General features: G+C 50.7%; 18 protein-coding genes and 1 pseudogene. 6 read left to right on the top strand and 13 right to left on the bottom strand.

Translation table 11 applies throughout. The features are described from left to right. Nucleotides 1-128: 128 nt before the first annotated feature. The 4 genes from AC2FNV_RS02515 to AC2FNV_RS02500 form a co-directional block, all read right to left on the bottom strand. Nucleotides 129-1961, bottom strand: a complete 1833-nt coding sequence (locus AC2FNV_RS02515) for a caspase family protein (protein ID WP_170604140.1) — start codon at nt 1959-1961, stop codon at nt 129-131. 42 nt (nt 1962-2003) lie between these two features. Then, nucleotides 2004-2690 carry a DUF928 domain-containing protein gene (locus tag AC2FNV_RS02510; protein WP_170604142.1) on the bottom strand — a complete coding sequence of 229 codons (687 nt, stop codon included), beginning with the start codon at nt 2688-2690 and terminating at the stop codon, nt 2004-2006. Next, nucleotides 2687-4597 carry a CHASE2 domain-containing protein gene (locus tag AC2FNV_RS02505; protein ID WP_170604144.1) on the bottom strand — a complete coding sequence of 637 codons (1911 nt, stop codon included), beginning with the start codon at nt 4595-4597 and terminating at the stop codon, nt 2687-2689. The genes AC2FNV_RS02510 and AC2FNV_RS02505 overlap by 4 nt, the downstream gene beginning before the upstream one ends. A 505-nt stretch (nt 4598-5102) precedes the next feature. After that, nucleotides 5103-6044 carry a response regulator gene (locus AC2FNV_RS02500; protein WP_170476373.1) on the bottom strand — a complete coding sequence of 314 codons (942 nt, stop codon included), beginning with the start codon at nt 6042-6044 and terminating at the stop codon, nt 5103-5105. A gap of 557 nt (nt 6045-6601) precedes the next feature. Between AC2FNV_RS02500 and AC2FNV_RS02495 the strand changes: the two genes are divergently transcribed. Together AC2FNV_RS02495 and AC2FNV_RS02490 are read left to right on the top strand one after the other, a co-directional pair. Continuing rightward, complete coding sequence (locus AC2FNV_RS02495) at nt 6602-7351, top strand: acyl-homoserine-lactone synthase (protein ID WP_254442452.1); 750 nt, start codon at nt 6602-6604, stop codon at nt 7349-7351. A 284-nt stretch (nt 7352-7635) separates the two neighbouring features. Beyond that, nucleotides 7636-8769 (top strand): response regulator, encoded by a 1134-nt coding sequence (locus tag AC2FNV_RS02490; RefSeq protein ID WP_170604146.1) that lies wholly within the window; start codon nt 7636-7638, stop codon nt 8767-8769. Nucleotides 8770-8830: 61 nt separating this feature from the next. Here AC2FNV_RS02490 and AC2FNV_RS02485 read toward each other — a convergent pair whose 3' ends face one another. After that, nucleotides 8831-10177, bottom strand: a complete 1347-nt coding sequence (locus AC2FNV_RS02485; protein ID WP_367648108.1) for a cytochrome P450 — start codon at nt 10175-10177, stop codon at nt 8831-8833. A gap of 504 nt (nt 10178-10681) precedes the next feature. Here AC2FNV_RS02485 and AC2FNV_RS02480 point away from each other — a divergent pair. Then, entirely contained in the window at nt 10682-11902 is a 1221-nt protein-coding gene (locus tag AC2FNV_RS02480; RefSeq protein WP_496772300.1) for a sensor histidine kinase, read from the top strand. Nucleotides 11903-12434: 532 nt separating this feature from the next. Here the strand turns inward: AC2FNV_RS02480 and AC2FNV_RS02475 are convergent. From AC2FNV_RS02475 to AC2FNV_RS02455, 5 genes are all read right to left on the bottom strand, one after another. Beyond that, nucleotides 12435-13256: a 3-methyl-2-oxobutanoate hydroxymethyltransferase gene (locus tag AC2FNV_RS02475; RefSeq protein WP_170604152.1), complete on the bottom strand. Its 822-nt coding sequence runs from the start codon at nt 13254-13256 to the stop codon at nt 12435-12437. Then, nucleotides 13253-14422: a fatty acid desaturase gene (locus tag AC2FNV_RS02470; RefSeq protein WP_170604154.1), complete on the bottom strand. Its 1170-nt coding sequence runs from the start codon at nt 14420-14422 to the stop codon at nt 13253-13255. The genes AC2FNV_RS02475 and AC2FNV_RS02470 overlap by 4 nt, the downstream gene beginning before the upstream one ends. A 227-nt stretch (nt 14423-14649) precedes the next feature. Next, on the bottom strand, nt 14650-15420 hold the full coding sequence (locus tag AC2FNV_RS02465) for an SDR family oxidoreductase (RefSeq protein ID WP_170604156.1): 771 nt from the start codon (nt 15418-15420) through the stop codon (nt 14650-14652). Then, entirely contained in the window at nt 15417-16457 is a 1041-nt protein-coding gene (locus AC2FNV_RS02460; protein ID WP_170604158.1) for a zinc-dependent alcohol dehydrogenase, read from the bottom strand. Before AC2FNV_RS02460 ends, AC2FNV_RS02465 begins: the two co-directional genes overlap by 4 nt. Continuing rightward, entirely contained in the window at nt 16454-17554 is a 1101-nt protein-coding gene (locus AC2FNV_RS02455; RefSeq protein WP_367648109.1) for a mandelate racemase/muconate lactonizing enzyme family protein, read from the bottom strand. Before AC2FNV_RS02455 ends, AC2FNV_RS02460 begins: the two co-directional genes overlap by 4 nt. A gap of 302 nt (nt 17555-17856) precedes the next feature. Here AC2FNV_RS02455 and AC2FNV_RS02450 point away from each other — a divergent pair, with 302 nt between their 5' ends. Together AC2FNV_RS02450 and AC2FNV_RS02445 are read left to right on the top strand one after the other, a co-directional pair. After that, complete coding sequence (locus tag AC2FNV_RS02450) at nt 17857-19572, top strand: MerC domain-containing protein (protein ID WP_170610351.1); 1716 nt, start codon at nt 17857-17859, stop codon at nt 19570-19572. Nucleotides 19573-19576: 4 nt separating this feature from the next. Continuing rightward, the gene (locus AC2FNV_RS02445) at nt 19577-20845 is read left to right on the top strand and encodes a HupE/UreJ family protein (protein WP_170604162.1); all 1269 of its coding nucleotides are present in this window, start codon (nt 19577-19579) and stop codon (nt 20843-20845) included. A 108-nt stretch (nt 20846-20953) separates the two neighbouring features. On the opposite strand, the gene AC2FNV_RS02440 is transcribed toward AC2FNV_RS02445, so the two are convergent. From AC2FNV_RS02440 to AC2FNV_RS02430, 3 genes and pseudogenes are all read right to left on the bottom strand, one after another. Further along, entirely contained in the window at nt 20954-21829 is an 876-nt protein-coding gene (locus tag AC2FNV_RS02440) for an isocitrate lyase/PEP mutase family protein (RefSeq protein ID WP_170604341.1), read from the bottom strand. Nucleotides 21830-21931: 102 nt separating this feature from the next. Then, entirely contained in the window at nt 21932-22213 is a 282-nt protein-coding gene (locus AC2FNV_RS02435; RefSeq protein WP_496772365.1) for an IclR family transcriptional regulator domain-containing protein, read from the bottom strand. Between the two features lie 228 nt (nt 22214-22441). Next, nucleotides 22442-22648: pseudogene (locus tag AC2FNV_RS02430) on the bottom strand (helix-turn-helix domain-containing protein); the annotation flags it as partial. A 38-nt stretch (nt 22649-22686) separates the two neighbouring features. Between AC2FNV_RS02430 and acnA the strand changes: the two are divergent. Further along, entirely contained in the window at nt 22687-25272 is a 2586-nt protein-coding gene (gene acnA / locus AC2FNV_RS02425; RefSeq protein ID WP_170604166.1) for an aconitate hydratase AcnA, read from the top strand. Nucleotides 25273-25394 lie beyond the last annotated feature (122 nt).

Genomic DNA, 25394 nt, shown 5'->3' with positions numbered 1-25394 from the left:
GGATAACACAAATTGGGTTCTTTGCGAAAAAGCGCGTTAGGTCTATGAACGATTTCAAACTTGGCGATTAATACTCTGCAATGCTCCGAAGTCGACCTAAATTGCAGAACCTTTAATAATGCAGTTCATCATTGCAGGCTGCCTTTCAGCACAACCGAACGCACGTAACCACCTGATCCGTCAAACCATTTTGTCGGCACCACGTTACTGAGGTCACGCCGTCCGCGTGCTTCGTACTGGAATTGCGCATAAGCCTTGTTACCATTGCCATGCGTTCTGTTAGGCTTTGAGGGCAACCAGTTCGTGTATTTCACTGGTTCACCACTGTACCATCTCCAACCAATTACGGCATTGTCTTCTTTAGGATCCTTTCGGAAACCGAAATACGGCCCCGCCTTATAGCTGACATTCGTTTTACTGTCGTAGCCTACTGAAAAAAACGAAGGATCGTTGGCCATCATTCGCACAACAAATGCGTTCTCCTCGGCAGATGTTATTGATGCAAGGTCTACGCCACACTTTTGCGCTTCGTTGCGCGCGCCAAATAGGTTGCCCGAATACACCATTACGACATATAGATTGCCGCGAAACTTGCCGTAAATACTTTGGCGCAAACCTAAGCACTTTAAAATTCGCGTGATTTCTTCGGACTCGCCGAGCAAATCCAAATCTTCGGCGTTCTGACGCACTGCGAATGGGTTACTAATAAAGCTATCCTCACCCTGTTGAAATGTTCCCATACCCAAAATTGTAAGAACCGCAGGGTCGGCATATCCGGTTTGCTCAAGGCCATGAGCCGCCTGAAGTTCCTTTATCCCTGATCGCGACTTAGGGCCCAGCGCACCATCAGAGGCTCCAACGTCAAACCCGGCATCATTGAGATTGTCTTGCAACTGTTTTTTCCGTTCGCGCCCCGGTATTAGCGTGTCTTCAAGCGCAAGCAACAGCCCTCTCTCTTTCGCCCAGTCAGGAGTGATCTCGGTCATACGTTTCAACACTTCTGGTTCCGAGACCGGGACGGATCGGTATTTTTGGCGGATAAGGTCCCAACCGCGCATCGTGTTCGTTTTCATGGCGGCGGCGATCACGTCTTCTGTCTTCGTCGGAGCTGCCTCGCTGATCGGAGCGTTAGAGACTTGATTACTCGGCAACTGCATCGCGACCGGTTCACTTTTGGGAACCAGATAAATGTCCTCACCAGGAAGAGAACCATAGATGAAAGGTTCCTGAAAACCATCAGTCAGCTCGAAAACACGATCTCTGACACGTCGAAACATCTTGCCAAGCTCTAATCCGGGTTGCTCGATGTGTTCCAAAATAGCTTTTGCGTACGGACTATTCCGGCCATCGCCGTCCTGAGCCAACGTACCGCCCCGAGCGGCATAGCCGACGATTACACCGCCCGGCTCCACTGCCGCCAATCCGCGACCAATGGAGCGAGTGGAGGATGCCCTTGCCATCTGTGCCACAAACGGGTTGTTGCGGCAGGCGTCGACAAGCACAATTTTTAGTCCTGCGGTGTCGGAAATCGATCCGACGATTGCATCCAAACGAATAGCTTCGAATTCGACATCTCGGTCGCTTTTCAGAGTCGCGCTTACGGGTATCAGGTAGTTCGTGTTTTCAATTTCGATCCCATGCCCTGCGAAATACACAAGTGCAACATCGGCATTGGCTGCAACCTCGGCAAAGTCGCGCAATGCGATACGCATTCCGTTATAATCCAAGTCCTGACCCCTGGTAACTTGGAACCCGATGCGCTCCAGAGATCTCGAAATGTCCTCGGCGTCGTTGGATGGATTAGGTAAGCTGGAAACATGCTGATAGGCAGAGTTTCCAATTACAAGAGCCACACGTTTCTCTGGTTCGGCGGCCGCATTGTCATACGCTGCCAAAAAACAGATCAGAGCAAATAACAAGAGTCGCGGAAAAAATGCTGAAAAAATCGCCCACTGAGACATCTTCTGATCCTCTTTCGGCATGCATAGCAAACGGTTTTTGCGTTATGGCAGGGACAAACCTGCAGATGATATCAATTCCCAAAAAGCCATATTCTCGTCAATTCGGACTCTACCCGACAATTCTGTTTCGACAAAGGGTGCCAGCGCATCAAACCACAAACCCTCTGCAGCCAACGCCGTTATGTCTTCTGGCGATTCAATTGTCAGTCCATCTGTCAGTTCAACATAACTTGTTACTTGCGAGTTTACTTGACCGGTTTGTGGATCGGACAACACGACGGTCCATTCGTAGATGGCTCCAGGCTCAAGAACAAAGTCGGAGCGCGCCAGATCCAGCGCATAATAACCTTTTCGGTAGCGGCTTTGACTTGTTTTCATTGCCCCATTTTGTGGCACTCCAACTCGGGCAATCTGCGCGTGCATTTGTCCGCCAAAAGTTTCACCAACAAACCAAACCAAAGGTGGTCGCTGAAGTGTCGTAAGACCCCCGCCCTTTGGAACAAGCAACGTCAAGATACCGTCTTGCTGTTCTATATCGCGGGTTGCTGCACCGACTCGATCTGCCGGTACACCATTGGGCGGGGGCTTGAAAACGATTGGCTTTGTCTTTGATTTCTGGTCGTTAGTCGACTGCTGGGCTGTCGCCTCGGGAAGGCTTGCGAAAAAATACAAAACGCTTAGCGCGCTCAGGAAAAAACACCTTATCGCTATCGACCTTTTCGAAATCATCGCGAAACCCCCCGTTTCGCCATTCCAATTAGCTGATAAATTTCAATTTCACTTTTTTCGTCGTCGTGTCGTAGTTTCCCAACGGGTTCGCAAACAACCAGACCTTCCGTTAGCTCCTTTAAATCTTCGCTCAAACATATTCGAGTTGCGTTCTTGTGTCGATCTTTCAGCGTTTTTCCAAAAGCTTCAATCCGAGAAGCAACATTCACGGTATCGCCCATGATGTTGTATTGAAAGCTACCCTTAGTTCCCAACGTACCACTTAATACAGTGCCGCTATTCAAACCGATCCTTACGTTGTAGTCAGCCAATAGCCCCGTTTGCCTGTTAAAATCTTCAACAGAGTCGGCGATTTGAAGTGCGGTACGGCAGGCGGCCACGGCATCATCGGTAATCTGATCTTTTGTGGTTCTGGGCACTGGTGCACCAAATACCACCAACACACCGTCTCCTGTGAACTTCTCAAGGAACCCACCATTTTCACGGGCGATGCGGCTCATTTCGTTGAGAATTCGACTTGCCCAGTTCATGAACTTCTCTGGGTCGGCTGAACCACCGACTGTCGTGGAACCTGCGAGATCTGCAAAAAGCACGGATACCTGAAGACGCATTGGGCGTGATCTTCCACCGGCAATTATGTAATCGCGCTCTTTCCATATCTGATCCGCCAACGCTGGCGAAAGGTGATCTGAAAACAACTGCGCTATGGCGCGTCTCTGACTGCGCGAAATCCATCCAACAATCAAAAACGTAATTAGAAAAGCAAGCAGCCACGCAAGCGACATCGGCACTACAGGCAACCAAAGGTCTCGCGACATAATTGCGGATGTCCCGGCAAAGATTGCCAAGCCAAACCCTGGACCCAAAAGAAGCGCGACGATAGCTGATCTTGATACGACACCCAACGTTGCGCCGCCAATCGCTGTAATCAGGAACAACACGGCTTGCGACACACGGTTCGGGCTTTTCAAAGGGATAGAACGCTGGGCCGCATAGTTTAACAATTGTTGAACAAATGCAGCGTGGATTTGCACGCCATATGTAAACAGCGATCCTGCCGAGCTATTCAACGGAGTCCTAAAGTCGTCTTTTATAGATTCACTGGTAACGCCAATAATTGCTACCCGGTTCCTGAGTTGATCAATTGGGACATCGCCGTTAAGCAAGTCTTTTGCTCTTACCATTTCCGCTATGGGTAATTCGTTTCCAAACTCCAATAATATTTGATAACCGGTGTCGTCTAACCCTCGATAGCTCCCAAATCCGTCGACCAGCCTTGGAACAGGTGTGTCGCCGAATAAGAGTACGCTAGGATCATCACTCCAGGCTTGAAGCTCGTTCTGAGCTAACGCCAAAAGTGCAAGCTTGGTACCCAATGCAAGCGACAAACCACTTTCTTGCCCCACCAAAACAAGGCCCCTGCGCGCCACGCTATCGTAATCTACTGGGATGTCAGCGAATCCCACACTGTCGGATTCATGAGCAAAATCCGGAGCCTCGATACTGTATCCGCCCGACGAAGCCAGTTTTGTGACCCACACCGCGTCGGCATCATTAAAGGCCGCCTTCAAACGTTCTCTTCCATCAACAACGGCATTGTCCCGGTAGATATCGACCCCAATTGCAGCAACTTTTGCATCGGTAAGGGTTTCGATTATCTCAGCAAGCTTTTGATCCGGTAGCGGCCAACCCCAGTTACGCAGATCCTCGTCAACAATTGCGATTACGACGGCGTCGCTACTTGGATGCTCAGACGCCATTGTACCAATCATCCAGTCAAAATGTGTAAATTCAAGCCGCTGCAGAGCACCCGAAGCTCGGATAACAAAAATACCAGAAAAAATTACTATCGATACAACGATTGCCAGCAAGAACAATTGCACCGGGTTAAGAACGCGGCTTTCCATTTTGTAACAATGGCTTCTTTTTTTTAGCTTGGGTAGGTTCTAAAATTTTTATGCTTTGGCGAAGCCAGACCAGCTACAGCAGCATTTGATGTGAATAGCCCAATAGAAACGCCCCTGTCTGATACGGACTGAAGCCCTCTTGGCACCCAGATCATTCTTGTCAAAGCTTATCAGCGCGGAGCTGCAACAGTCGCTGCCGGCATGAATTACGCCTATCCGGTGTGCAGGGCGTCATAGTCAGCGCACTTTCCCGGAACTTTCCCCAACATCGACGCGGCATTTGGGACCTTGATGATCCTTATTGCAGGGTCAGCGACGATCTTTGTTTGTCATTTGCGTCGCTCCCAATCCATGTTCTGCTAAAACGTCAACTGCCGATTGCACACCCAGGCATCAAAAGGATGGCCGTGGCTGCCGGTTCGCAGGACAAGGAGGAGTCGCATTAGAACAAGAAGAAGTACTTCTTCCAGTTCCATTTTCAGATTTAAAAAATAGATGTTTGCCGCTAGGCGAAGTTCGCCGCTCGACCTTCAGACATTTCCGCCGTTTCAACAGCCTTGTCGATCAAATACAAAGCTTCCATTTTTGTCTTAGCTTCCAGCGGAACCTCTTGACCCACCTGGAAGTCCAGTGAAAGGTCGGTCTTAGCTCGTTCCGTTATCTTTTTCGAAACTTCTGGATTTGAAGAAATCAATCGATCAGCACTAGACTCGTGTTGATTGTCATAAATCACCAGGAATACGCCGTTACCCCAGTATGTCGCCACTTTACGCCCTTCTTGCGTTGCAGAAAGAAGCGCCGCCCCGGCTGACGCCATGGCCTTGCGAAATTCGCTGACAGAGCTTGATTTGTAAACTCGCTCTGCGTCCACGAATTTAACCGCGACGATCTTTGCCGCTTTCGAGTGCATTGTCGAAAGCTGAATGACGTAGTTCTCAAATTCAGCCAACCCAATGCACCCTGGCAAATCTCCAAAGTACTGCGGGTCGCTAAGCCGAACGTCAGGGTATACTTCAGAACCCAAATCTGCGTGTTCGTCCGCTTCAAACACTTCGATGGCCGCTCTGCGTTCCGCTGCCATTCTGTAAGCGTCCGAAAGTCTCTTTTTCAGATCGGAAAACTCAAACGGCTTTGTAACATAGTCTGTCGCGCCAGCTTCGAACGCCTCGTCAATATACTGCTTCTGAACCATGGCGGTTACCATGATGATCGGCGTATACGTATACCCGGGAAGCTTTCGGGCCTCTTCGCAAAGAGCAATGCCGTTCATTTGCGGCATCTGAACGTCGAGAAGTAAGCAATCAAAAGCTTCATCAGGGTTTGAAAGGATTTCAAGCGCTTCGTCTCCGCTCCGGGCGGTGACCACGTCTTTGTAGCCAAAAGCAGCTAACACGCTGTTCAGCAATTCCAAAATGCTCGGGTCGTCGTCTACAGCTAGTATACGCATAAGTATTCACCAAACTTTGCCACCTAACCAACCGCCGGGCATTGCAGACTAAGAGCAGCGGTTGATCGGTGAGAAAACTCTCAGGGTTGGGCAATCCTGTCGGACAAAGGCGGCAAAACGGTGACCTAAGGTAGGCTTCCCTGTGACTACCCGTATTTTTTGCGTATGCTTAACTACGCGTTCCTAACCGCTTTCACTTATCAGAAAATAACCGATATTTTTCCGGTGAAGGACCCGAACTGAGTTCGGCGTCAAGATCGTAGGAATAACCTGCCGACACAACAATCCAAAAATGCGTTGAACGCGAAAGATTCGGACTGTTTCTGGTTTAGATATTGCCTTTTCAAAGCCTTATAAGGCTTGGCGCATAAGAAAAGCTGTCAGAAACTGCAAGCAACACGAAGATTTCACTAGGGTTAAAGCTTAATATGCCACCCTTTCTGTTCCAGGGAGGTGATTAAGCCACACTTGTTTGGCATTTAAAAAATATTCCTCATAAGGTTGTGGACTTACCGAGTGGAATCTTGCCATAAGTGTGGCGAAATTATGAGAAAAATATGGACCGACCACTCAGGTATGAGCAGGCGTACCCCGTTCAGGAAGTTTTTCCGGACCTAAACCCTGCCAATGACACCACTGGCGCGCCGAAAGCTCCGGCGCGACGAAAATTGTTTGGATTCAATCGTAGCTTGCCAACGCCACTGGTTGAGCTGGGCGATATTCGTGCGACTACTATGAATTTTCGCAACATTCATGAACACGGAACGCTTCTTGCCAGATACCTCGAGACGCGAAAGTCCATCTTTATTGATCGGCTAAGGTGGCAGGTTTGCGAAGCGGATGGGATGGAATACGACCAGTATGACACTCCGGCGTGCAGCTGGGTGGTCCTTCATGAGTTCGGTGAAATCCTTGCTGGCGTGCGCCTGTTGCCCACCACGGCAAAATGCGGGGTGTACAGTTACATGCTGCGGGATGCACAAAGGGGGGTGCTGGCAGGCATACCCACTGACATCCTCTTTTTTGACGCTCCGGTAAAATCGAACATTTGGGAAGCATCAAGATTTTTTGTAGCAGATGGTGTTTCGTCAACTCGAAGGCTTGCAGTGCAACGAGAGTTGTTTCATCAAATGACTGTCGTCGCGAGAGAAAATGGAGCCTCAAGTATTCTGGGCATTGTTCCATCAGTTTGGTCGCGTTGGTCGAGGCGGTTGGGCGTAAATGCGTCTCCTGCCGGCGCTAAATTCTCTATTGATGGAACCGTAAGTCAGTCCGTTTTGTTCAACATCAATAGTGCATTAGAATAATAACGGTTTTGGCTTGTTCACAAACCTTTTTGGGGCATATTTCAGAAGAACCGATTGACCACCCGTTCTAAAGCATAGCCAAATCTGAACTCGCAGAAATTAGCGCTTTGGGTGTTCTGTGACTTGTTTTCCGCAGCCCGCAAGCCCTCTGCGTGCCGACTCCTGCCAAAATAAGGTCAAGAAATTACCCCTTTTCCCACGGGATTTCTGTATTTTTGCCGCTGTTTCGTCCCACTCGTCTCCTAGGCTGCATCCGTTAAAACTATAACAACGGTTCACCAGTGATGAGACATTCTGCCCTCGGTAATGATCGGTTCCAAAGCAAGTTGGAACTCCGAGCTCTTAAACAGGCGACGCTGAACGTTCTGGCCGTCGATGACGAGCCTAGTATCTTGGAATTGCTCCAATCGGCGCTTCCTGAACTTGAAAATTGCACCGTGACAGTTGCTGCTTCGGCCGCAGAAGCGCTTCAAAAAATTGAAGCCGCCGAAAAGCCTTTTGACTGCTTGCTTGTAGACATCCAAATGCCCGGAACCACTGGAATTGAGCTGCTTAGGCAAATCAGAAACACTCCTGGCAATCTTGAGACGCCGGTCATAATGCTAACCGCCATGAATGACAGGGCTTATATCGAAGAAGCCTTTTTAGAAGGCGCGTTCGACTATATCACCAAGCCTTTCGATTTCTTTGAACTGCGCAGCCGAATGAACGCAGCTCATCTGTTGATGATGGAAAGAATAAAGACCCAGTCTTCTTCGGCTTCGATTAAAAACCTGCGTGAAGAATTGGACTTCAATCAGCGTTTCAGCTTCGAGGATCCACTCTCGATCGAGGGTCTAGAGCGGTGTTTGCGTTATGTTGAATTTGATAACTATATCGAACAACTCTCACGGAGCAGCCGTTTTGATTCCTGGGTTACCGCAATCAAGCTGCGTGATGCCGAATATCGATTTGACCTGAATGATTTTGGCGCCTTCCGGCATGCGATCTCCGACATAGGCATGTGCATTGAAAAAACGTCACAAGCTGCCGGAGCAGTTTACTCCTATCGGGGTGCTGGCGTGTTTCTAGTAGTAACGCATGGACGAAAGAACACTGAAATGCTTCCAACCGAGGAGCACCTCAATAGGAAATTGAGGACGGTTCTCAGCAACCGTTGCGCCTCTGTTCATCTCAAAACAGTAAAGAGCTCGCCAGTCGCGATGCGCTCGTTTTCGAAGTCAGGCGCGTTTGTCGCCTTGAACAAGGCCCTAGAAAACGTGAAGGAGCGCGAAAGCGGACTAAGAAAAGGCATGGCTGCACTGTCGACGCATCATCCAGATTCCTCAACCAGCCGCAAACAAGAGGTCGAGGGAAGGCTGTTCGATACAGTGCTCAAGGAGATGTACGGCGACAATACCTATCTGGCCCGCAAATAGCGGCCAGTACCAAGTGTTCTGAGACCTAGCTAGACCCTTGTCAAACAAGTTCGGATGGCGTTCAATCGCTGTCGCGAGCTTTATTAGCGTTTAGTATCAGAGGACCACTGGTGCGCATGGTAAACGTCAGAACCGGTTCGGGCATTTCCGCATCTGCAAATGAAAATTCTATGCGGCGCAACACTGAGGCCATCAAAACCATGATCTCTGTCTCGGCGTATTGCGCACCAATGCAAATCCTAGGTCCATCGCCAAACGGAATGTACTGCCCGCGCGGGAAAGATGTGCCAAGGAAACGTTCGGGTCGATATTGCTCCGGGGCCTCCCACAGTTTCTCGTTTCTGTGCAATGAATAAACCGGAAAAAACAGAGCGTCCCCTTTTTTGATCTCTACCCCTTTGATTTCGACATCATCCGATGCGTCCCGCGCGAAAAATGCCGCGGAAGGGTAGAGGCGAAGTGTTTCCTTGATATGAGCGCGCAATAGCGGCATCGACTCGAGGTCCGAGAACTCTATCGGCCCATCTGAGCGAACCGACCGAATCTCATGACGAATTCGGGCCTGCATTTCCGGGTTCAATGCAAGTAAGTAATAACCCCAAGCCAATGCGTTAGCCGACGTTTCATGTCCAGCGACAACAAAGGTCAGAAGATTGTCTACGGTCGTCTCTTCATCCTCGAAATCCGTTTTCAGGGCTTCGATCATGAAATCAAGAAAGTCCTGCGGTTCAACCCGGTTTTCGGATCGCCGTTGTTCTATGACCTGCCGGGCAAGGTCGCGCATTGTGGAGACCGGGGCCATGCTTCGTATCCACTTTTTGCGCGGTAACCACTTTGGCAAACCCATTAGGTCAAACAATGAAATATCTGAGATATACTCAAAGTACTTGATTAGCCCGACGCGAATCTGTTCTGAACTGACTTCCTTATTCCCCGAGAAGATAACCCTGGAGATATTTGTCAAAGTCGATGCTGGCGCCACTTGTGCGATATCCACGGGACCTTGATGTTCCGCCAGAGACTCCGCAACTTCAGTCCCAGTTTCAGCGAAATGACGCGAAAGCACCGGAAGGTTTCTGGCAGCGAACAACGGAGAATACCTGCGCCTTTGCTGACGCCACTTTTCCCCTTCTGAGAGAATCAGCCCGTTACCAACCGCTGATCCGATAATGTCTTTTGTGAACTTGGCTTTAGGAAACGACCGTCCCTGCCCGACCAGCAATTCGGTGATCATTTCAGGGTCGCAAAAATAGTGGATATTCAAAGGTCCACGCACATAAGTTTCGCGCAAAGTTTCGGCAGGTATAACTTCCAGCATGTTTCGGCCAGCGGACCTAGCAAACTGAAGCAACGACACAGGCTTTTCTGCCAGTCTCGCCGAAACTGGAACGACGTCAAATTGCGTCACATTCGTCTTCCCAATTGCAGTCACAGCTCGGTCCTTTTGAGCATTTCCACCTTCCTGCGGTTCCATTTAGGTGAAAAGTTGCCCTTTTAGCAACGCGATCATAAATTTTTGCAGCCAAGTTAGGCACTTGAGCAACAAAACGGCACACTAGCCAACGATGAAGACCTCGCATTTGTCACGCAACAGTTACACTCTGTTTTTTGAATTAGTGCCAAACTGTGAACCAATTTCCGACCAACTAAGTCCTCATTGTTCCGCTACTAATTGGCCCAGAGCGCGATTAACGAAGACTTTTAAATGACAGCCATCGATGCAAAGCTGCCGGACCGGGATACCGGGGAACCGGAAAACCGGCTTCTGCAAAACATAAAAGATTACACTGCCATGAGCTTTGCGCTCTTGTGGCAACGGCAGGCTATTTTCCTTGCCACGACTATCCTCACCGGATTCTTTTTTGATCCTATCAACGCGCTGTTGTTCTACGGGACGATCCTCATTTGCGAAGTGCAGGATTTGATGCTCGCTAAGCGGGTACCTCGTCTCAGACCTGATCAACATAAAGCAATTGCGATGATGGTTGTTTGGATTTTGCTGAACACCATCCTAAGTGCGACCGCGATTTGTTTGTACGCGGTTTCGGTGGCTTGGAAACAGCCAACGGGTGGACATTTTACGCCACTGTTTTTCCTGTTTGCCGCCGCTCTATTTGCAGCAATGAACAACCATCAGTTCGTGTGGGCAATGATTGTTCGCCTGGCGATGTACGGTGTCTCTTTCATGGTGATTGTAGTGAAAGACATCTGGGTCGAACGGCCTGACCTTTCCTCCGAACTATGGCTACATTTCTTTACGGTGATTTTTGTAATGTACTTTCTGATCGACTGCTCGCTGGTATTTTTAAAGCTTTACCGCAAGAACTTGGAACAACTCGAAAAGCTCAAGGAAGAGCACGAAAGAACGAAAGCGGCTTACATAACGAAAACCCAGTTCATTTCTACGGTCAGCCACGAATTGAGAACACCTTTGACATCAATCAAGGGATCTTTGGACCTGATCAATACTGGCGCCCTGGGTGAAGTTCCTGAGTCGATGCAAAACCTAATCCACTTGGCTGGCAAAAACAGCGAACGCCTCGCTTCCCTGATCAACGACGTATTGGATATTCAGAAAATGGAAGCCGGCGAAATGAACTATCGTGATGGAATAATCGATGTTCACTCTTTGGTAAGAGAAGCGATTTCCTGCAATCTGGGTTATGTCAGCGCTCATAACGTCGAAATTTTAGAGGATATTCGTGGAGACGAAGAAGTCTTCATCAAGGGGGACTCATCGCGTCTCCTGCAAGTTTTGGCGAATATGATATCCAATGCTGCCAAATTTTCATTCGACGGTGGCGAGATCACTGTTGGATGCGAAAAAATCGGCGAAAATGTTCGTCTGTTTGTAAAAGACCAAGGCATTGGTATCCCGAAAGGTAGCAGGAACAAAGTCTTCGACCGCTTTTCCCAAATTGACTCCTCTGATGAGCGTCATGCGGGCGGTACTGGACTTGGGATGAACATCTCAAAAGAAATTGTCGAGCATTTTGGCGGCACAATTGACTACCGAAGCACGCTCGGCAAAGGCACAGAATTTTTCATTGAGCTTCCGGTCGCGGATACCGGCGATTCCCGATCCATTGGGCGCGCGCATTCGTTACACCCTTGGGCCGCGCAATCCAAATAACATGGAGATATTAAGAATGCTGCATCGTGTCTTCGAAACGCCTCTTACCAAACCGACGCCATGCTGGCCGTCAGAGAAAGCAGGTTTTCAAAAAATGAACACTTAACGCTTCAAAAAGTTAATGCCGTTCCGAATGGGATCGGAACGGCACACTCGTTACCATATACAATTCCGAACTTGCGGTAGGTCCACATCATTCGGATTAACAAGCCACCAATGTTTAGGCGGCGACCTCATACTACCCACTACAGAGGGAGTGTTATCTACGCATTGGCAATATCCCGGTTTTTACGCCAATTAGCTGTTTTCAGGGACGGAATGGGGAAACAAAACACCTCTCAGCCACCGCATTGTAAATGTTTTGAAACCACGCCATCGATTCGGCACTTTCGGGCGGATGACTCTTGCGGAACCCAGCAGGAATTGAACTGGCTGATGTCCAAACTTCCCTAACATTGGTAATTTACCGCAGGATGACATCTCTACCGATCGGATATAATCGTTTTATAACAGATTGTTAAACTGCGTTTCACTATTCTCTGTCCAAATGTTCAGCGAACTTTTCGTATTCTAAGTCGGAGATATCTGCAGTTTCATATTGGTCGGGATAAGCCCCTGTTTGTGCGGCTTTTTTAAACGCCTTCAAAGCCGATCGACGAGCAGACCTGATTTGTTGCTGCAACGCATACAAATCTCCAAAAGCGCGCGCGTGGCGAGGTCTGTCAGGTTGCTCGCCGCAGACGTCATTTTGGAAAAGATAGATAATGTCGCCACCCGATCCGGAACCCAACGATGACGTAATGAGGGTTGTGCGTTTGCTAATATCGGCCATGACCCGATCACAAATAACCTCTGCCTCGACTGAAAAGGCTCCGGCGTCTTCCATTCGCCGAAAAGCCCGCCAAAGTTCCAAAGCTTCATCAGCGGTTTTCCCTATCGCGCGCAATCCACCGTTCCAAGTCGAGCGGCGCGGAACTAAGCCGAGGTGGCACATCACAGGTATCTGCTCGCGCGCCAATAGCTCAACGATATGCGGACCGCGCGCCGTATAAACAGAGTCAGCGCCGTTTTTCATGGCAAGAAACGCTTGGTCCAAAACGTCTTTCTCGGTTGGGTGATCCGGCATAGGGATCGCTGCTGTATAGAACAAATTTGGCGCACCGCGTCTTACAGCCACTGCGTTGATGGCATTTCCCATGATCAAATCTAGACCCGCGTCAGCCGCGGCAGAGGCTTCTTCTTCAGAATTTGCGGTAGTCTGCACCAGTTTCCTGATACCCTTAAATTCCCGTAAGTCTGCTGCGGTGTAATTGCGCAAAGAAAACTTGGCGTCCCAGTCATAGATGCGTTTCACGATTTTTCCCCTGACTTGGCAATCGTCATTTCTTTTGGCGCCAAATCACCGATCGAACGCTCTGCCAGCACACTTTCCTTGTTCCGTTTCGTCTTGGCCGACGCAGGAAGTGGCGTGTCCCAAGCATAGTCCGGGTCAGTTTTTTGCCGATCCCAAATCTCCAACATCTCACGCCATGCGCCCTGCAAGCTACGCGGGGCAGGCATGTCGTTCTCTATCTCCTTTGCCAAAGCTGGCAGATTATAGCACGGCACGCCAGCATACATGTGGTGTTCCGTGTGCCAATTCATGTGCCAATAGAGAAACTCGACAAACTTAGGCAGCCTTATTGAGCGGGTGTTCTTACGAAAGTCAGCGGAATCTTCGATCAATCCGCAGTGCTGGGTTAATCCACAGGCGTAGCTCAACCAATTTGCGATGTAACTCGGAACCGTGAAAATCAAAGGAAGCACCCAGACACCAGTGGTCAGAGCCAACAAAAGCACGACTGAATGAAACGCAATCAAAAGTCGCGACCACCAAATCGACCTTGTGCGCTGAACCGGCTGATCTCGATGCAAAGCATCAAGCCATTCGTTGGCCGGGACATTGGTCGCTCCAACTTTGCCGCAGGCGTCAAGACAGGTGAGCCAAACGGTCGATAAGAATCCTCCTTTACCAAAAGTACGCCCTGGCTGCGTAAATAAGTTGAAAGTGAACATTTGAAGTAAGAAAGCACGCCCCACGTTTGGATGTATCGGCAGCAGCACTTCTCGGTCACCTTCCGGATGCAGGGTGTAGCGGTGGTGGTAGGTGTGGCTCGCGGCATAGTCGAACGGGTTCCACCAACTAATCAGACTGAAAAGATATAAGAAGGCCTGGTTCAGCCACTTTGTTTCGAACACCGTTCCATGGCCAAGCTCATGTACAGCTGTGCCCTTGTAAAAAGAGGCAACCGTCCCATGGGCAAACAGTGCGATAGCGAAGAGTATCCACCAACTTTGCGTCCAAGTATAAAGTAAGGCGGCACCCGTCAGGCAAAACAAAACCAGGTGACCGCCGGCTTGGAGCCACCCTTTTCGATCAATTCTCTTGGAGAGTTCACGAAATCGCTCCGGCGGCATCTTTGAGCGATACCATTGCACCTTTAAGTCTTCGGTAGCCTCGGACAACGGTTTATATGCCATTCGTTCTGCGCCTCCCCCGCAGACTTCATGCCCTTAAATATAAAACTGCAAACTTATCTTGATCACAAACGATGTTTCTTCACCGTGGATCACGTTCGACCACAGTGTATCCAAGCGAGCTTCATCGCCAAGAGAAAACTCGTTTTCACATGATTTCAAAACAAAGACAGATTAGAGGTTAGCACGCAATATTTTCGCGGAAACGCTCTATTGGACGCTCGACAGCACTAGCGTCCCATCCATCCACCGTCGACGACAAGGATTTCTCCGTTTACAAAATCCGATGCCGACGAAGCCAAAAACACAACCGGGCCCGCAAAATCCGCAGGAGTTCCCCAGCGGCCTTGAGGTGTTCGTTCAAGAATTGATTTGGAGCGAACCGGATCGTCCTGCAGCGCTTGTGTGTTGTCTGTGGCAATATATCCGGGTGCGATGGCATTAACGTTAACGCCCTGTGCCGCCCATTCATTTGCCAGCGCTTTCGTCAATTGCCCGATACCGCCCTTTGAGGCCGAATAACCCGGTACAGTGATCCCGCCCTGAAAGGTCAACAGCGACGCGGTAAAAATAATCTTTCCGGATCCTCGGGCGACCATGTCCTTGCCGATCTCTCGGGAAAGCACGAATTGCGAAGACAAGTTTACCTCGATCACCTCATCCCACCATTCGTCGGGATGTTCGGCCGCAGGCTTACGCTTGATGGTTCCGGCGTTGTTGACAAGTATGTCTGGCGTGATCCCGTCGGCCCTGATTTGATCAATGAATCCATGTAATGCGGCGCGGTCAGAAAAGTCGCATTGGTAAGCCCTGAAGGTGCGCCCCATTTCGGTTACGGCCTTTTCAACATCAGAACCGGACAACTCTAGCGAGGCTGACACGCCAATAATATCGGCTCCTGCCGAGGCAAGCGCTTCGGCCATCCCTCGCCCAATGCCCCGTTTGCACCCAGTGACCAGCGCAGTTTTTCCGGTCAGGTCGAAGCTTTGCAGAACATTCATGCGCGCGATCCCACTTTGATTAAACTTTTCATGGCCGTTGGGCTGCGATCCAGCGCTTCGAATGCGGCTTGTATATCCGACAGAGGGCTGACATCGGTAATTACGACATCTGCGTCGACACCGCCGGAGGTGACGACGGCAATTGCTTTCTCGTAATCTTCGGGTTCGTACACCCGGGCTCCGATTAGTTGCAGTTCTCGCCAAAAGAACTGAAAAAGGTCGATCTGAGGCTTTGTCGCGTGGATCGCAACCATCACGATCCGTGCTTTAGTTGCTGCAACTGTTGTCATGGCATCCACGCCCGGTTGAGTTCCGGAAACTTCGAAAACCACATCCGCACCTTTGTCACCCGTGCGGTCATTTATTGCAGCAGCAAGATCCGTTTCGGTTGGGTTCACGGTTTCAAAGCCAAGTTTCGCAGCGATCGCTAACCGATTTGGATTCACTTCAGATATCACTACATTGCCGCCAGCATCGCGGGCGACCATGGCGACCAACACACCAATTGGACCACCGCCAATGACGACCACGTCTTCCCCGGGCTGCAGATCCGACAGTCGGACGTCATGGCAGGCGACTGCAACAGGCTCGATCAATGCGGCATGGTCCATTCGCAGATCATCGGGCAGCCTATGCAAAGTGTGCGCCGGAACAGTCCAGATTTCCTGCATCGCACCATCTGTATCAAGCCCCAAAAACTTCAGGTTCTGACAAATGTGTTTGTGTCCACGCTTGCATGCGGGGCATTCACCACAATGGTCCAGCGGCCGCACAACAACCTTCTGCCCTGGTTGGACGCTATCCACGCCTTCACCTATTGCCTCGACCACTCCGGACATTTCATGACCTATTACCCGGTTCAGCCCAACACGCGCGTCCATATTCCCGTGATAGACGTGCATGTCCGTCCCGCAAATGCCGCAATAGGCAATTCGGATCGATGCCTCCCCGGGGCCAGGCGCGGTTGCCGCGGTTTCCTCAACGGCAAAGCTCTTGTTACCTCTGTAGTAGGCCGCAGAAATCGTCTGGGCAGTCATGGATGCATCTCCTTGTGCTCCGAATTCAGTTTTTCCCAGTCAAACACCACTCCGGTGCCAGGCGTATCTGGGGCCACGGCCAGGCAGTCTTCTACAACCAGCGGACGGGTCGTGTATTGGTCAATCGGAAAAGAATGCACTTCCAACCATCCGGAATTGGGTTGCGCAGACACAAGGCTCACGTGAAGTTCTTGCATTCCGTGGCTGCAAACGGGAATTCCATGTCGAGAGCTGAGCGCTGCCACCCGAAGCCAACCAGTGATACCGCCACAATTGGAGGCGTCAGGTTGGATAAAACTTAGTTTGGCATCGTCAAACGCGTACTCGAATTCATGAATAGTGTGTAGGTTTTCTCCCATCGCCAGCGGAACGCCTGTTGCGTCCGCAATGCGGCCGTACCCTTTGTAATCATCAGGAATCGTTGGTTCTTCGAACCACAGAATATCGGTTTCGGCAAATCCGCGAGCAGCCACTATCGCCTCTTCAACAGTCATGGAATAATTTGCATCCACCATGAAAAACCGATCAGGCCCAAGCATGTCGCGCACCGCTATTGCGCGCGCGAGATCTTCGGCCAGGTCTGGTTGCCCGACTTTGATTTTTACAGCATTGAAGCCGCGGGACAAATACCCTTCGGTTTGGGCCAGCAGTTTCTCCAAAGGGAAATTCAAATCTATCCCGCCAGCATACGCTTTGCACCGATTTGAAACGCCACCAGCCATTTTCCACAACGGCGCGCTTGTCGCTTTACCGCGAATGTCCCACAGCGCAATATCAATGGCCGATATCGCAAAAGATGCTATTCCACCACGCGCCACATAGTGCACATGCCATTGCATTGCGTCGTACAGCTCTTCCACCTGACCCGCGTTTTTCCCTATCAAAAACGGCGCCAATTCGTGTTCGATCATCGCAAGAACAGCGTGTCCGCCCTTGCCGCCTGTATAGGTATATCCTGTCCCTTCGATCCCATCCGCCGTATGGATCGTTACTGTTACCAATTGGAAAAAAGTGTGATCCCCATGTTTTGCGTCAACCAAAACCTCAGCCAACGGAACGTTGAACAGGCGCGCTGAAACATTGGTAATACGTGTCACGATCTTTAAACCTTCCACTGTCTGGCAATAAAGCGAGACTGTAGAAGGATAACTGCAAAAAGGAAGCCCCAAGTTCAACCGCTTAGTGCGGTTCGATGAAGCTAACTTGAAAAGCCCATTTTCAGAACCGGGCCAATTGCGAAAGCGGCCTTGATGGTAGTGCAGGCAACGTCAAATTTCGAAACTATTCGATGGTACTAAAGTATTTGAGCAGGAGTTCCCTTCTCCTGGCAATGAGTGGTAGTGTTTACTGAACAGAGCAATAACCGCTTTGGCCAATTACGGATTTTGGGGGATCACCAATGCCGCGTATCGGCATTTTAGTTTCAGTTCTTATTGTGGGAATTTATGGTCCACATTTGACGCACGCCGATCTTGTTTCACCCTATGGCGGTGAGACGGCACCAAATTTTACCGAACTTGAAGTCAACACAGACCACGTGCGCGTCGCTTTGGAAATCGACTTAAGCGATTATCCGGTATTTGTATCCGAAGACGATGGATCAGGCGTTTCGCTCGCCGAGCGCACGGGACAAACTTTCTCAGTTTCGGCTGATGGTATTCCTCTTGATCGCGTGATTGACGCGGTCGATGTCAGACCCAGATTACCACGCCGAACTGCCGCGTCATCAACCGTGCCACCGCGACCCCGAAGCGATGACGTCGTATTCGTCGAAATGCGGTTTCCATTTTCGGGTCAACCTGAACGGATAAGTTTCACTCCTCCACTCCGTGAAGATGGATTCCCCCTTGCTGTATTGGGTGTACTGGCCAAACACATGGGCGTACCGGTTACAGATTATCGATATCTGTCAAAGACTGAAACCATTCTGCCAGACTGGGAAGATCCGTGGTTTAGTACTTTTGAAAACCCAAACTTGACGCGGCACCACAAGTCACCAGTGATGTCTTTCCTATCGATGGAGCCTAGGGAAGTTCGCCACGAAATCATTTTTAGGCTCCGTGATCTGGAAGCTTGGTCAGACTTGACACTGTCCGGCACCGAGCGCCTGACACCTCAGGATGTTGCTGACATCAAGGTTGCGGCTGCGTCTTTCGTTGAAGCGCGAAACCCGCTCGTGATAAACGGTGAGCTTTCTGAGCCTTCGTCGGTCAGTGTGTCGCGAATTGCAGTTGGGGCAGAGGGGCTTCAGGTTCTTCCCGATACCCTTCCCGCCGATCGAACTACAATGCTTTTGGGTGTGGTTTTGTCCTATCCGCAAGCGGCATTGGCAGATACCGTTTCGATGAGTTGGGAGCTTTTCCCCGATGGGATTGATGCCGTTCCGGTTACTTTAACAGATCCCGCAGGCGGGGTGCCCGCGCAAGCACTTCGAGGCGACGATACCGTCAAATGGACAAACCATTTGAAGACATGGGAAAACCCCCGCACTGTTCCGGTAAAGGTAAAAACCGCTAGTGTCATCTCGTTTCCAACTCTTGCGGTCATTTTCGCCTTAATCAGCATCTGTGCGGGAATTGGCGCATGGCGTGGCACTGGGCGCAAAAGCTTCATTTTTTGGGGCGCAAGCGGATTATGCCTTATGGCGGCGGCCATGTTGTTCCCTGTCAAACAAACGATCTCTATGCCGGGAAAAGGCATGCCAGACGACATAGCATCAAAACAAATCGTTCACGGATTGCTGGACAACGTAAGTGTGGCGATGCTGGAGCCAGAGACCGATGGTATCAACGCCGCAATCGCAGCATTTGTACCAGAGGAAAGCCGAGACGCCGTCAGCGCCGAACTTCAGCGCGGATTGGCCGTAACTTTGCCTTCAGGGGCTCGTGCTCGTACGGACAAAATTTCCAACGTGAATATCGAAACCATAACATCGGAACCGGACAACGATACGCATCAGATACTTGCTAATTGGACATCGTCTGTGAGTGGCGGGCATTGGGGTCACTTGCATCGTCGTGCCATTGCCTACCGTGGGCTGGTAGACGTGTCTAGGTCAGGTGACACCTGGGAACTTGACGGGCTGACCGTGCTCAGTTCAAAGGTGGACGGATAGCCAAATGCGCCATCAACTCGTTCGATTAACCATTCTTCTAGTGCTTGCTATGACGTTCGTTGGAACTTCAGCGCTTGCCCATTTCAAACTGAACCAGAATGTGCGAATCTTTCATGTTGTTCATGGGCTGGACGCGACCGACGTCTACATTCGCACTCCGATGGCATATCTTGTCGCTGATAAACTTGGTCCGGTTGGCCCGGACGGGTTGCCAGCCCCTGCCCCTTTCACAATTAATCGTGTCGAAGATGGGGTTCTGATGCACCTTGTCGATGCCGACATGTTTCGCAAAGAACGGCTGAACTTGGCCGACATACTCGCCGATGATTTAGTTTTTGCAGTAGACGAACGGCGGTTGATCCCCGCGACAGTAATGGCGAACGCTTATCCCATTGGTACAGAACCCGGTTTTGCGACCAAGGATGAAGCAACCTTGGCCCTTTCCGGCCCTAAAACATTTTCACCCAGCAGCGAGGACGTCTATGTCGGTGATACCGTAGTCGATATTCATATCCGGTTTGTAGGAAAGCTGGACGGGACCTACGAAATTTCGATGTCTGCCAACCCGGAGTTGGATGGTCAGGATGAAACCGCGAACCTTGTTTTGGATTACAGGGGCGACAAGATCAGAACTTACCGGGCGACCGGTCTTTTGCACTCACCTATTGAAATTTCCGGGGCGGCGACATCGGCCGCTATTACATTTGTGATCGAAGGTATTAGGCACATTATCGAGGGCATTGATCACGTGCTTTTCGTTTTGTGCATGGTCATCGGGGCGGCGACGTTGCCCGCTTTGTTGTTGCGGGTGACGGGCTTCACATTGGGGCACACAGTTACACTTATTGCGGGTTTCTTTGGGTTTGCGCCTTCTGCACCATGGTTCATCCCCGCTGTCGAAACGGCGATTGCTTTGACGATAATTTTAGCTGCAGCCGACGCCGTGTTCCAACGACCGGAGCGCGCGCAATCAAACACTGCTGCCGTCACAGTGACAGCCGCGATAGGATTGCTGCACGGATTTGGGTTTTCTTTTATGCTACGCAATATTCTTCAGGTGGATGCCACAAACGTGTGGCAAAGCCTGCTGGCATTCAACCTGGGCGTCGAATTAGGTCAGCTTTTCATCGTCGCAATGGTATGGCCGCTGGTGGTATTTCTTCGCAGAATGCCACCGAAAGTTTGGATTGGCGCGCGTGGCGTCGTAGCCGTCTCGGTTTCTGTCATCGCAATGATTTGGGCGTTTGAACGCATCTCGGGCGTTTTTGCCTAAAGGTCCAATGCTTATCGCGGGGAGCAAACCCTGTTTTTGATGGTTCGTTTTAGGAATGCCCCACATGTACATTGTGCCGCAATTTAGCGGCAATAACCCTTTGAGTATTTAGATTCGAGAGTACCGCGCTTCCATTTCATCATAGAAGTCTTTGTTTACGGCCCCCTGCCGCATTTCAAACCGTGCGACAGGACCGCTTTCATCCATTCGACCATCGGATTTCAAAATGGACAAAGCGTCGTGCATTCCTTTAAGCGCACCCTGAAGCGCCACGTTAGCATAAAGGACCAGGCCAAATCCCATCTGATCAAGCTCGTCAAAGTCAATAATCGGGGTTTTACCGCCTACAACCAAATTGACCAATTGCGGCGTTCCGATAAGCCGTTTGGGAATTTCGCGAATTTCATCGACAGTTCGCGGGGCCTCAACAAAGGTAATATCTGCACCGTCTTCGATAAAGGCCTGCGCACGCTCAATGGCTGCATCAAAGCCTTGTGTCGCGCATGCATCAGTGCGTGCCACGATCAAAAAATTGGAATCCAGACGCGTGTCCGCGGCAGCCTTTATCCGGCTGCGTGCTTCGTCCAAATCGACCACATCTTTTCCGGAAAAGTGCCCGCATCGTTTCGGATTGATCTGGTCTTCGATTTGAATTGCGCTGGCTCCAGCTCGTTCTAATGTTCGCACAGTGTGATGAACGTTCAGCGCGTTGCCAAATCCTGTGTCAGCGTCAACCACAATTGGAAGGTTTGTTGCGTTACGAATAGCAGAAGTGTGGTGAGCAATCTCGGTCAGCGAAACAAAACCGAGATCTGGCATGCCGAGGTAGGTGTTAGTCAGGCCGGCACCTGAAATATAAACAGCCTCAAATCCCAGTTGATCGATCACTCGAGCCGCAAGGGCATTGGCTGCGCCCGGCATTAGGATTGCTCCGCCCTGGTTCAGTCGTTCGCGAAATGCTTTGTTAATTTCATGGTTCAGCATCGCTGCAAACTCCTTTACGGCTGTTTCGTGTTCCTCCCTACGAGCGTGGCTCACCTCTGGCAAGAGATGCAGTTTTCCGTTCTGTCAGGTGAAACGTACCTTTCAGCCAGAGGACAATCCACGCGCCAGACTTTCCAAAAGGGGGATTGCGTTCGCTCGCGCCTCTTCATCAAATCTGTTGACTAGGCCCGAGACTGTAAGGGCGCCCATAAGGTTACCGGACCCGTCAAAAACCGGAGTCGCAATCGAAGAGATATTCGGGTTGGTGTGGCCCACTGAGCTGGCAGTTCCATTTTTGTTGAACTTGCTCAAATCGCCGACATCTTCGCCCGAAAAATGACTCAGGACCAAACCAGACGCTCCGGTAGAAAGTCGTAAACGCATCCTCTCCTCTACATGGAACCGCAACAGATTTGGGGAATTTTCTCTGTATAAACAGATACGTTCATTACCATTTCGCACATAAAATGAAGCCGTCTCACCCGTAGCTTCAACAAGGATTTTAAGCGAAGGCGCAACATGTTCCCTTTTGGTAAAGTCGCGCCGAAAGATGAGCCCAAGACGCCAAACACTGGGCCCGACACTGAATCTTCCGTCTTTGTCCCGTCGAATGAAACCGTAAATATCCATCGAGTTCGTCAGCCGCAGTATTGTGCTTTTATGCAGACCCGTTTCCTCAGCAAGTTCTGCTAGGGACATGCTTGGCCGTTGCGTGGAAAATGCGCTCAGGATCGACATCGCGCGTTCTACAGATTCGGTGCGATTGGCTGTCAAATGTGTTTTACCAGGTGAAATCAGTCCCCAAACATCTTGCTGCATTTGGCCCGGACTGTCTAGTTAACGGCAAATTCAGGAGAATGGCTTTGCGATTTAAGAACCTAGTAGGAACCCAGTATCGAGCAGTTGACTACTGCGAGATGATCGGCAGCGGGTACCGCAGCCTGCCCTATTCGCTAAGAGTGTTGGCTGAAAACGCTGCCCGGCATTCCCAGGAAGGCGCTGCGGCGCATGATGTTCTGGCAAGAGACGGTCAGGCGGTTCCATTCCGACCCGCCAGATTGCTGCTACACGATATGTTGGGAATCCCGGCCTTGATCGACATAATGGCCATGCGAAACAAGCTGGAAGAACAAGGCGGCAATCCAGCAAAGGTCGACATGAGCCTCCCGGTTGATTTGGTCATCGATCATTCGATGTCGATCAATCATTGGGCTGACAAGTTTGCCCTCACTAAAAACATGGATCGCGAATTCGAGGTTAACCGAGAGCGTTTTGCCTTTCTCAAAGCTTGCGAGGCTCGATTCCCGAGGCTCAGGGTTATTCCGCCAGGGGGTGGGATTTGCCATCAGGTAAATTTGGAATACTTGGGCCAGACTGTTGTTCCTTCCAACGAAGATCCCGGCATTCTGATCCCTGACTCTTGCCTAGGCACGGACAGTCACACCCCTATGATCAATGCACTTGGTATTATGGGCTGGGGCATTGGCGGGCTTGAGGCCGAAGCGCAGCTATTTGGAGAGACAACACCCGTAAACGTTCCGCAGGTTATCGGGTTGGAAGTCATAGGCAAACCGTCGGATGACGTTACTGCCACGGATATCGCACTCGTAATTGCTGAAAAGCTTCGGAAAATTGGTGTTGTCGACACTTTCGTTGAACTTTTCGGCAGCGGCTACAACTCTCTCAGTGTCGCGGACCGTGCCACGATCGCGAATATGGCGCCGGAATATGGGTCAACTATGGTGTTTTGCCCCGTTGATGCACGCACTACCGGATATCTGCAACAAACTGGCCGGGGTCAGAACGTAGCCAGAACCGAAGCATACTGCCGATTGCAGAACCTTTGGGTTGAAGAGGTGGACCTCAAGATCGAGTATGAAAAGGTAGTTACGCTTGACCTCAGCCAAATAGGCCGTTCCGTATCCGGCCCTTCCCGCCCTGAACAACGTATTGATTTGGCTGCTGCGACTGACCGCTTGACTCTCGACGGCGAGGTCGAACGTCGAGTCCCTGTGCCGGGAACCGACTATGACATTGGCGACGGTGATGTAATTATCGCTGCGATCACCAGCTGCACAAACACCGCGAACCCGCGGAATATGGTGCTGGCCGGTCTCTTGGCGCGAAATGCGGTGGCACGTGGTCTATCGGTGAAACCACACGTAAAAACGTCGCTGGCACCCGGATCAAGGGTCGTCGCAAAATACTTGTCGGATAGCGGTCTGCAAGACCCGCTTGATGCGCTGGGTTTTGAAGTGGCCGCTTTTTCCTGTTCGACTTGCAATGGCATGTCCGGGCCGCTGCACCCTGCCCACGAAGCGGCAATCAAAGAAAATGACATCAAAGGCATCGCGGTATTGTCGGGAAACCGAAATTTTGCTGGACGCATCCATCCTTTGGCCTCGCGTAATATGATTGCGTCACCGCCACTGGTCGTAGCCTATGCCTTGATGGGTACTATTTTGAAGGACATCACATCTGAGCCTTTGGGTTTGGACAAGAACGGTGAACCAGTAATGCTGACCGATCTCTGGCCTTCTGCGGACGAAGTTGCGGAGATTGTTGAAAAACACGTGACACCTGAAGAGTTTCAAAGCAATTACTCTTCCATTGGCGAGATCAACGACAAGTGGAATGCTTTGAAGGTTGGAACAGGCACGTACGATTGGGCTCCTTCGACCTACGTTTCATTCCCACCTTTTGTTAAGGATATTCAGTCGGCAAACTCCGGCATCGCTCAATTGAAAGGCCTTCGCCCGCTCGTCATTCTTGGCGATAGCGTAACGACCGATCATATTTCTCCCTCTGGCATTATTACTCCCGAATCCGAAGCGGGGCAGTTTCTTCAAAAAAGCGGCGTTGAACCCCGAGACTTCAACTCCTTCGGCACTCGCCGAGGCTGTTCAGACGTGGTCATTCGCTCGACTTTTGCCAACTACAGGCTGCGTAACGAAATGACACCGGACCGGGAAGGATCGTGGACCCGGATTGAACCCGATGGTCAGGTTGCAAGCATCTACCAAGCTATTGAAACCTATTTGGAACGGGGTCAAAAACTTGTCGTTATCGGAGGCAAGGAATATGGCTGCGGGTCTTCTCGCGACACAGCAGCAAAAGCCCCATGGTTGGCGGGCATCCGGGCGGTTATCGCGGAAAGTTTTGAACGCATTCACCGCTCAAACTTAGTTAACATGGGGATTGCCCCCCTTTGTTTTCTTGACGGTGTTAACAGAAACACGCTTCGGTTGGATGGTTCAGAGACTTTCGACATCGATCTAAACGAAGATCTGACCGGAGCCACCCTTACAATTCACCGCAAAGACGGAAGCATCGAGACTACGCCTTTGGACCTGCGGCTATACAACGAAGGGGAACGGGCGACTTTTGCCGAAGGCGGCTTGTTGCCTCGCGCGTTCCGAAACTTCTTGGCCGGAGCAGCATAATGCCTGAACGCTTGCGCGCCGCATTTTATCGCGGGGGAACTTCCAAGGCCGTGGTTTTCAACGGTGCGGACCTGCCACATGATCCTGCGCTCTGCGATCGCATTTTCTTGCATGTTTTGGGC

It is taken from the genome of Ruegeria sp. BHSA163, assembly GCF_059613365.1.
The sequence above is the reverse complement of the archived record's forward strand: the minus strand, read 5'-3'. Positions and strand labels throughout refer to the sequence as shown.

What these genes read in the sequence shown, in the direction of transcription:
- AC2FNV_RS02515 (WP_170604140.1), bottom strand. Translation starts at nt 1,961, where the DNA reads ATGTCTCAGTGGGCGATTTTTTCAGCATTTTTTCCGCGACTCTTGTTA.
- AC2FNV_RS02510 (WP_170604142.1), bottom strand. Translation starts at nt 2,690, where the DNA reads ATGATTTCGAAAAGGTCGATAGCGATAAGGTGTTTTTTCCTGAGCGCG.
- AC2FNV_RS02505 (WP_170604144.1), bottom strand. Translation starts at nt 4,597, where the DNA reads ATGGAAAGCCGCGTTCTTAACCCGGTGCAATTGTTCTTGCTGGCAATC.
- AC2FNV_RS02500 (WP_170476373.1), bottom strand. Translation starts at nt 6,044, where the DNA reads ATGCGTATACTAGCTGTAGACGACGACCCGAGCATTTTGGAATTGCTG.
- AC2FNV_RS02495 (WP_254442452.1), top strand. Translation starts at nt 6,602, where the DNA reads ATGGACCGACCACTCAGGTATGAGCAGGCGTACCCCGTTCAGGAAGTT.
- AC2FNV_RS02490 (WP_170604146.1), top strand. Translation starts at nt 7,636, where the DNA reads ATGAGACATTCTGCCCTCGGTAATGATCGGTTCCAAAGCAAGTTGGAA.
- AC2FNV_RS02470 (WP_170604154.1), bottom strand. Translation starts at nt 14,422, where the DNA reads ATGGCATATAAACCGTTGTCCGAGGCTACCGAAGACTTAAAGGTGCAA.
- AC2FNV_RS02465 (WP_170604156.1), bottom strand. Translation starts at nt 15,420, where the DNA reads ATGAATGTTCTGCAAAGCTTCGACCTGACCGGAAAAACTGCGCTGGTC.
- AC2FNV_RS02460 (WP_170604158.1), bottom strand. Translation starts at nt 16,457, where the DNA reads ATGACTGCCCAGACGATTTCTGCGGCCTACTACAGAGGTAACAAGAGC.
- AC2FNV_RS02450 (WP_170610351.1), top strand. Translation starts at nt 17,857, where the DNA reads ATGCCGCGTATCGGCATTTTAGTTTCAGTTCTTATTGTGGGAATTTAT.
- AC2FNV_RS02445 (WP_170604162.1), top strand. Translation starts at nt 19,577, where the DNA reads ATGCGCCATCAACTCGTTCGATTAACCATTCTTCTAGTGCTTGCTATG.
- AC2FNV_RS02440 (WP_170604341.1), bottom strand. Translation starts at nt 21,829, where the DNA reads ATGCTGAACCATGAAATTAACAAAGCATTTCGCGAACGACTGAACCAG.
- AC2FNV_RS02435 (WP_496772365.1), bottom strand. Translation starts at nt 22,213, where the DNA reads ATGCGTTTACGACTTTCTACCGGAGCGTCTGGTTTGGTCCTGAGTCAT.
- acnA (WP_170604166.1), top strand. Translation starts at nt 22,687, where the DNA reads ATGGCTTTGCGATTTAAGAACCTAGTAGGAACCCAGTATCGAGCAGTT.